8 protein-coding genes are annotated in these 7193 nt (G+C 66.0%); 2 read left to right on the top strand and 6 right to left on the bottom strand.

From position 1 onward, the window contains the following. Window positions 1-247: 247 nt before the first annotated feature. From ACR2JI_RS01720 to ACR2JI_RS01705, 4 genes are read right to left on the bottom strand one after another with little or no spacing between them, the layout of a single operon-like run. On the bottom strand, window positions 248-1411 hold the full coding sequence (locus tag ACR2JI_RS01720) for an acyl-CoA dehydrogenase family protein (RefSeq protein WP_526387367.1): 1164 nt from the start codon (window positions 1409-1411) through the stop codon (window positions 248-250). Further along, window positions 1408-2229 (bottom strand): PaaI family thioesterase, encoded by an 822-nt coding sequence (locus ACR2JI_RS01715; RefSeq protein ID WP_526387364.1) that lies wholly within the window; start codon window positions 2227-2229, stop codon window positions 1408-1410. The genes ACR2JI_RS01720 and ACR2JI_RS01715 overlap by 4 nt, the downstream gene beginning before the upstream one ends. Continuing rightward, on the bottom strand, window positions 2226-2786 hold the full coding sequence (locus ACR2JI_RS01710) for a TetR/AcrR family transcriptional regulator (RefSeq protein ID WP_526387369.1): 561 nt from the start codon (window positions 2784-2786) through the stop codon (window positions 2226-2228). Before ACR2JI_RS01710 ends, ACR2JI_RS01715 begins: the two co-directional genes overlap by 4 nt. A gap of 45 nt (window positions 2787-2831) precedes the next feature. Beyond that, on the bottom strand, window positions 2832-2972 hold the full coding sequence (locus ACR2JI_RS01705; RefSeq protein ID WP_526387362.1) for a hypothetical protein: 141 nt from the start codon (window positions 2970-2972) through the stop codon (window positions 2832-2834). Between the two features lie 151 nt (window positions 2973-3123). Here ACR2JI_RS01705 and ACR2JI_RS01700 point away from each other — a divergent pair, with 151 nt between their 5' ends. Beyond that, entirely contained in the window at window positions 3124-3579 is a 456-nt protein-coding gene (locus ACR2JI_RS01700) for a MaoC family dehydratase (RefSeq protein ID WP_526387360.1), read from the top strand. Between the two features lie 28 nt (window positions 3580-3607). Here ACR2JI_RS01700 and ACR2JI_RS01695 read toward each other — a convergent pair whose 3' ends face one another. Together ACR2JI_RS01695 and ACR2JI_RS01690 are read right to left on the bottom strand one after the other, a co-directional pair. After that, on the bottom strand, window positions 3608-5080 hold the full coding sequence (locus tag ACR2JI_RS01695; protein WP_526387358.1) for an aldehyde dehydrogenase: 1473 nt from the start codon (window positions 5078-5080) through the stop codon (window positions 3608-3610). A gap of 40 nt (window positions 5081-5120) precedes the next feature. Next, on the bottom strand, window positions 5121-5876 hold the full coding sequence (locus tag ACR2JI_RS01690; RefSeq protein WP_526387356.1) for a class I SAM-dependent methyltransferase: 756 nt from the start codon (window positions 5874-5876) through the stop codon (window positions 5121-5123). A 32-nt stretch (window positions 5877-5908) separates the two neighbouring features. Here ACR2JI_RS01690 and ACR2JI_RS01685 point away from each other — a divergent pair, with 32 nt between their 5' ends. Continuing rightward, complete coding sequence (locus ACR2JI_RS01685; RefSeq protein ID WP_526387354.1) at window positions 5909-7075, top strand: glycosyltransferase family 4 protein; 1167 nt, start codon at window positions 5909-5911, stop codon at window positions 7073-7075. Window positions 7076-7193 lie beyond the last annotated feature (118 nt).

The following is a 7193-nucleotide window of genomic DNA, read 5'->3' as shown; positions in this document are numbered from 1 at the left end:
AGATGACGCCAGGCGGTGTCATCGAAAGCGTCCGGCAGCGACCGGTGGCCGATCTTGGCTTCGAATGATCGTTCACCGATGTCGTCGACCAGGTTGCGCAGATCAGTCAGATCATCTGTGCCACCGGCGAACACCCCGCCACTGAGCACGCTCATCGCAGTCTGTTCTTCGCGCGAGCGCTCATCGGATCCCTCTGTTCTTCGCGCGAGCGCTCATCGGATCCCTCTGTTCTTCGCGCGAGCGCTCATCACCGCAACCCCATTCCCTTGGCAACCATGCCGCGCAGCACTTCGTTCGTCCCACCGCGGAGTGTGAACATCGGGGCATGCAGGCCCGCGATCTCAACGAGTGCGGCGACCTCCGCGCGCCCGCCGGCCTCGGCGGTTACGAACGAGAGCAGATCAGCGGCCAACTCCACCGAATCCTGCTCGAAGCGGGTGCCGAGATCCTTCACCAGCGCGGCTTGGTTGATCGGCGACTCGCCGTCCGCCAGTGCCCGGGCGACCGATATCGACAGCTGGCGCAGCGAAACGAGACGGGCCAGGAGGTCTCCCAACGCTGCAGCCGCGTGACTGTCGAGCTCAGGTTGGTCGGCCAGCAGCCGCACAAGTGCGGTGAGCATCGGCGCCGTGCTGAGTATGCGCTCAGGACCGCTGCGCTCGAACGACAACTCCGCGGTGACCTGCCGCCAGCCGTCACCCTCCTTGCCGAGCAAGTTGATGTCGTCGATGAATACCTCATTGAACGTGATTTCGTTGAAGTGGTGCTCCCCGGACATCAGCACGATCGGACTGATGTCGATTCCGGGCGAGTCGGTGGGCACGATGAACTGGCTGAAGCCGGCATGGCGGCGTTGTGGGTCGAGCGGGCTTGTTCGCACCAGCACGACGATCTGATGCGACAGATGCGCGCCGCTTGTCCATACCTTGGTGCCGGACAGGACCCATCCGCCGTCGGTTCGCGTCGCCTTCGTTGCGGCAGCCGCCAGATCCGAACCAGCCTGCGGCTCACTCATGCCGATCGCCGAGAAGTACCGGCCCGCAGCGATTCGCGGCAGTATCCGCTGACGCTGTTCCTCGGTGCCGTAGGACATCAGCCCCGGACCCACCTGCCGGTCCGCGATCCAGTGCGCTGCGACCGGCGCGCCCGCTGCCAGCAGTTCCTCGGTGACCACGTAGCGGTGCAGATGGCCCAACCCCTGCCCGCCGTATTCCGGCGGGATGGTCAGCCCGAGGAAACCAGCATCACCGAGCCGGGCACTGAAGCCCTCATCCCATTTGGACAACCATGTGTCCACCGACGGGCGCCATCCGAATTCATCGCGGTCGGCGGCAAGGAACTCCCGAAGCCGGGCACGCAGCGCCGCCAGCTCGGGTTCGTTCACGCACAGCGCGGCGTAACTGTCAGTCATGATCGCCGGTATCCCGTGATCCGGGCGACAATGGCGACCTTGCCGTCCTCACCCACGGCGCGCGCATCGCCGACAGCCATACTGCGTCCGATCCGCAGAGCCGTTCCCTCATAGACCGATTGTGCACCGGCGACGAACGGACGTAGGAAGTTCACCCGAATAGACGCCGTCCGCAGTGGATCGTCCTGTTCGTGGTTGATCGCGGCAGAGGCCACCAGTTCCAATCCGGCGCTGCTTACCCCGCCATGCACGATGCCGATCAGGTTATTGATCATCGGGTCCGGTTGCTGGTGCAACCGGTGGGTGCCGTCCTTGATCGGAAGCGGATCGACCGCCATCAGTTGTCCCAGGGTGGCCTCCGGGTCGCCGGTCAGCGGATCCCTGCCGCGTCGAATCGGTCCTTCCGGGCCGGTGCTCAGCGGCACGGTGTGCACCGTGCCGGAGCCGATGACGGTCCCGCAGTGGGTCAGCGTGCAGAGCGACAGCATTGGCGCACCGGGCGGCCCTATCGGCCACGCACTGGCGATCACCGGTTCGTCGGGTGAGGCGAGCAGACTGTCCACCGCATCGGGATTCATCTCGACGGTCAGTTCGCTGGAAACCGTCCATCTCCCGCGGCCGCAGCGGAAGAAGTTCACCCGGCCGGCCGCGTCGTCGACCAGGATGGCCAGCCCGGCGACCGATGGTTGTCCGGTGATCGGATTTCGCATGCCGCCCAACGGCATTGACGCAACCACGGTGCATTCCTCGAAGTCCTGCTCAAGGGTCGTGATGCTGAACCGGCTCAGAACGTTGGCCGGGGTCTCCGGGTCGATCACGACATCTCCCGGGCCACGAACTCGCGGGCCTTGATCAGGAACTCCAGTTCGCGGGCGACGTCATTGAGCGGATCCAGGTTGCGCATCGACCGGCTCAGCACGACCGCACCCTCCAGTGCGGAGATTACGGTGTGGGCAAGGGCGGTCGCCTCCGCCTGTTGCAGGCCTTGCCGGATGTAGGCCGCCGTGGCCGCATCGCGCCACCGGCGGAAGACATCCGCCGCCACTTCTGTGAGCTGTTGGTCGTCCTGACCCCAGCCGAGTGCCGCGGCCAGCACGGGGCTGCCCGCGGTGTAGTCGCTGTCGATGAGGACACGACTCCACAGTGCGACGATCTGTCGCAGGAGCGCGCCCGCACTGACATCGGCCGCCTCATCGATCTCAGCAAGCATCTCGTCACCGGCGAATTGCAGCGCCTCCCGCAGGATCTGACTGCGTCCGCCGGGGAAGTGGTGGTACACCGAACCGCGCGGAGCACCGCTGCGTTCCAGCACCGCGTCGATGGTGAGGCCGCCGGCCCCGCGTTCCCGAAGGACTTCGACCGCACTGACCAGCATGGTGTTCCGCGTCGCGCCCCGGATGCGGGTGGTCACGTCAGGCTGCTAGGAAGCCGCGCGGGCGGGAACCACCGGCTTGAGCTCGCGCGACGTGAACGACCTCGGGTCCGGCGCGATCAGGTGGCGGCGCTTTTCGGCCCAGCGGTTGATCCGGCAGCCGGCGAAGTTGAACTCGACGAGCCACATCAGACACCTCCTCGTTGGGCGGAACTATGACCGTAACCATAATTACGGCCACTCGAACCCGCAAGGTACGCCACGGTGGCACCCGTCACAGTGCGGTGAGGCACCCATTTGTATGATCCCCGACATAGTTCCTACGGAAGGTGGTCGAAACATGAAGGTCATCACGTCTATCGAAAACGCGCAGGCACTGGTCGGCACCGAATTGGGTGTCAGCGATTGGCTGGAGGTCGACCAGAAGCGGGTCAATGACTTCGCCGACGTCACCGGGGACCACCAGTGGATCCACGTGGACGTGGAACGGGCCAAGGCGGAGAGTCCCTACAAGGCGCCGATCGCGCACGGCTTCCTGACCTTGTCGCTCATCCCCGCGCTGAGCAAGGACAACTACCGCGTCGAGAACGCCAAGCTCGCCATCAACTACGGCCTCAACAAGGTCCGCTTCCTCAACGCCGTGCCGGTCGGCAGCCGCGTCCGGGCTCGGTCCGAGCTCGTAGACGTCAAGGCCAAAGACAGCGTGGCTGACCTCACCGTCCGGCACACCATCGAAATCGAAGGTGTCGAGAAGCCGGCCGCCGTAGCCGAGATGATCGCCCGGATCGTCTTCTGACCCAAGGTTTTCGGCGGCCTCTCGGTCGCTAAGTCTTCGGCGTGTAGCCGAAGGGCAGTAGCACGCTCTTGTGCTCGACGTACGCGTCGATACCCTCGGGTCCGTTCTCCCGTCCGATACCGGAGTTCTTGTAACCGCCGAACGGTGCGCACGGGTCGAAGGCGTACATGTTCACCGCATAGGTGCCGGTGCGGATCTTCGAGGCGATCTCCATGGCCTTGTCGAAGTCGCTCGTCCACACGCTGCCGGCCAGTCCGTAGTCGGAGTCGTTGGCGATGCGGACGGCGTCGTCCTCAGTGTCATAGGGGATCACCGACAGCACCGGGCCGAAGATCTCCTCCTGGGCGATTGTCATGGAGTTGTCCACATCGGCGAACACCGTGGGCTGCACAAAGAATCCGCTGTCCAAGCCCTCGGGACGTCCGCCGCCGGTGACCAACCGTGCGCCTTCGTCCTTACCCTTCTTGATATAGCCCTCGACACGTTCGCGCTGCTTCTCGGTGATCAGCGGTCCGATGAACGCACCCGGGTCATCGGGCAGGCCGACCGGCATCGCGGCCACTGCGGCGGCGATCTTCTCGACGATCTCCTCATAGCGGGACCGCGGCGCCAAGATGCGGGTCTGCGCCACACAGGCCTGACCGGAGTTCATCAATCCGGCGAAGAGCAGCATCGGCAGTGTCGCGTCCACGTCGGCGTCCTCGAGGATGATCGCCGCCGACTTTCCGCCGAGTTCCAGTGTGCACGGCTTGAGCTTCTCGGCGGCCAGTTTGCCGACCTCCTTGCCCACCGCAGAACTGCCGGTGAACGTGTACTTGTCCACTTTGGGGTTTGCGGTCAGCGCGCGTCCGGTCTCCGCACCACCCGGCACCACAGAAAGCACACCTTCGGGAAGACCCGCCTCGGAGAACACCTCCGCTAAAGCGTTGACGCTCAACGGTGTTTCGGCCGCCGGCTTGAGTACGACGGTGCAGCCCGCCAACAGGGCCGGGCCGAGTTTGTTGCACGCGAGGAACAGCGGCACGTTCCAGGCCGCCACCGCGCCCACCACGCCGATGGGCTCGCGCAGCACCAGGGTCTGGCCGTAGATACCGTCGCGAATATCGGACCAGGTGAACTTATCCGCCGCGCTGGCGTAGTACTGCAGCCCGGACAGCGCGGCCCCGTACTGCATCATGTCGACGATCATCTGCGGCTGGCCGGTCTCGGCCTTGAGCAGGAACTTGAACAGATCGTCGCGATCCTCGATCAACTTCACCGCGTTGGAGATCACCGCCTGGCGCTCCTGCGGGGTCATCCTGGGCCACGGCCCGGAGTCGAAAGCCTCGCGGGCGGCCGCGCAGGCGGCATCGACGTCGGCGGCCGCGGCCATCGGGACCTTGCCGACGTAGGCGCCGGTGGCCGGGGAGTGCACCTCGATGACCTCAGAGGTCGACGGCGCGACCCACTTGCCGCCGATGAACAACTTGTCGTACTCGGTTTTGTAGGCAGTCTGTGTCATGGAGGCCACAGTACCGACGATCGCCCGACGAGAACAGGTTTCAGTTTCGGGGTGACAAGACCAGTACCAGGTTGCTCACCAGGAACTCGCGGACGCCGGGAATCGACGTCATCCGCCATGCCCAGCGGGGGTGGTAGCGGGGGAAAGCGGCCACCAGGGCGCCGGTGCCGGCGGCCCAGCGCAGTCCCTCGGCCGCCGACACCGCGAACAACGACGACCCGTAGTCATTCTTCGGCCGGTGACCGTGCCGGCGGGCATATCGCTCGGCGGCTCGCGCCCCGCCCAGGTAGTGCCAGAGCCCGGTTTCATGGCCGCCGAACGGGCCCAGCCACACCGTGTAGGACAGGATCACCAGCCCGCCCGGCCGGGTCACCCGCAGCATCTCCGTGCCCAACTGCCAGGGCTGCGCGACATGCTCGGCGACATTCGACGACAGGCACACATCCACGCTGCTGTCGGCGAACGGCAACGCCAACCCGGAAGCCCGGACGAAGCTGCCCGGCCCGCCGTCCGCGGCCCGCCCGGAGGCGTGCATCTCCTGAGGGTCGGGCTCGACGCCGATGTACTGCCACCCGGCATCGGTGAAGGCCGTCGCGAAATATCCCGGACCGCCACCCACATCGATCAGGGTGCCCGGCGTCCGGTGGCCCCACAGGTCGTTCACCATGGTGGCGGTGTCGCCCGCCAGTGCGCCGTAGAAGCGGGCCGGGTCGCTCTGTTCATGGCGGAACTCGCTGAGCAACCGGACCGACCGGGCCAGCGTCGCACGCTGGGCGAACAGGTCGGTGACGGCCATGACGGTCAACCTTGCCAGATATGGTGTTCGAGATGTCTTCCCCCGCCGGCCCCGTGCGCTCAGTGCTGCTGTTGTGCTGGCGCGACACCGGCCATCCTCAGGGCGGTGGTAGCGAGACGTATTTACAGCGCATCGGCTCGCAGTTGGCCGCGTCCGGCATGGATGTCACCCTGCGCACCGCCCGCTACGAGGGTTCGGCGCGCGATGAGGTGGTCGACGGTGTCCGGGTCAGCCGTGGCGGCGGGCGGCACACCGTGTACATCCTGGCCGGGTTGGCCATGGTCGCGGCCCGGGTCGGATTGGGCCCACTGCGAAGCGCCCGTCCCGACGTCGTCATCGACAGCCAGAACGGGTTGCCGTTCCTGGCGCGGCTGGCGTTCGGACGGCGCGTGGTGGTGCTGGTGCATCACTGCCACCGCGAGCAGTGGCCGGTCGCCGGGCGGTTCCTGGGCAGGTTCGGCTGGTTCGTCGAGTCCCGGCTCTCACCGTGGCTGCACCGAAACAATCAGTACGTCACAGTCTCGCTGCCGTCGGCGCGGGACCTGACCGATCTCGGCGTTGACGCCGCCCGGGTGGCCGTGGTGCGCAACGGCCTCGACGATGCGCCTCCACCGACGCTGTGCGCTGAACGTTCCGAGACACCGCGGGTGGTGGTTCTGTCCCGGCTGGTTCCGCACAAGCAGATCGAGGACGCACTGGACGCCGTGGCGGTGATGCGGGGCCGAGTACCCGATCTGCAGATGGACGTCGTGGGTGGCGGATGGTGGAGTGACCGCCTGGTGCAGTACGCCCAGGATCTCGGAATCGCCGACTGCGTCACCTTCCACGGACACGTCGATGACGTCACCAAACATGCTGTGGTGCAACGCTCCTGGGTGCATCTGCTGCCGTCCCGCAAGGAAGGCTGGGGACTGGCCGTGATCGAGGCCGCCCAGCACGGGGTACCCACCATCGGGTATCGCTCCTCAGGCGGCCTGACCGATTCGGTGATCGACGGCGTGACCGGGGTGCTGGCCGATGATCATGCCGAGCTGGTGGACCGTCTCGAGGAACTGCTCCGCGACCGAGTGCTGCGTGAGGAGCTCGGCGCCAAGGCCGCCGCCCGCAGTGCGGAATTCTCCTGGCCGCAGAGCGCGGCGGCGATGCGCACCGTGCTGGAGACGGTCCACAGCGGTGAGCGAGTCAGTGGCGTGATCTGACGCCGCTTTTTTGTCGGATCGTTGTTTTATTGTTCGAACATGAGTTCGATGGATTCGTCGGGGGCGGTGGCCCAGATCGATGCCGCGTTGGATGTGCTGCTCGGGGTTGATCTGTCGG

Source organism: Mycobacterium sp. (assembly GCF_051006775.1).
Taxonomy (GTDB): domain Bacteria; phylum Actinomycetota; class Actinomycetes; order Mycobacteriales; family Mycobacteriaceae; genus Mycobacterium.
This window is presented reverse-complemented; position numbering and strand designations above follow the sequence as displayed.

Bases quoted from the DNA above. Each gene is read 5' to 3' on its own strand.
- ACR2JI_RS01685 (WP_526387354.1), top strand. From the start codon at position 5,909: ATGTCTTCCCCCGCCGGCCCCGTGCGCTCAGTGCTGCTGTTGTGCTGG.
- ACR2JI_RS01695 (WP_526387358.1), bottom strand. From the start codon at position 5,080: ATGACACAGACTGCCTACAAAACCGAGTACGACAAGTTGTTCATCGGC.
- ACR2JI_RS01705 (WP_526387362.1), bottom strand. From the start codon at position 2,972: ATGTGGCTCGTCGAGTTCAACTTCGCCGGCTGCCGGATCAACCGCTGG.
- ACR2JI_RS01710 (WP_526387369.1), bottom strand. From the start codon at position 2,786: ATGCTGGTCAGTGCGGTCGAAGTCCTTCGGGAACGCGGGGCCGGCGGC.
- ACR2JI_RS01700 (WP_526387360.1), top strand. From the start codon at position 3,124: ATGAAGGTCATCACGTCTATCGAAAACGCGCAGGCACTGGTCGGCACC.
- ACR2JI_RS01720 (WP_526387367.1), bottom strand. From the start codon at position 1,411: ATGACTGACAGTTACGCCGCGCTGTGCGTGAACGAACCCGAGCTGGCG.
- ACR2JI_RS01690 (WP_526387356.1), bottom strand. From the start codon at position 5,876: ATGGCCGTCACCGACCTGTTCGCCCAGCGTGCGACGCTGGCCCGGTCG.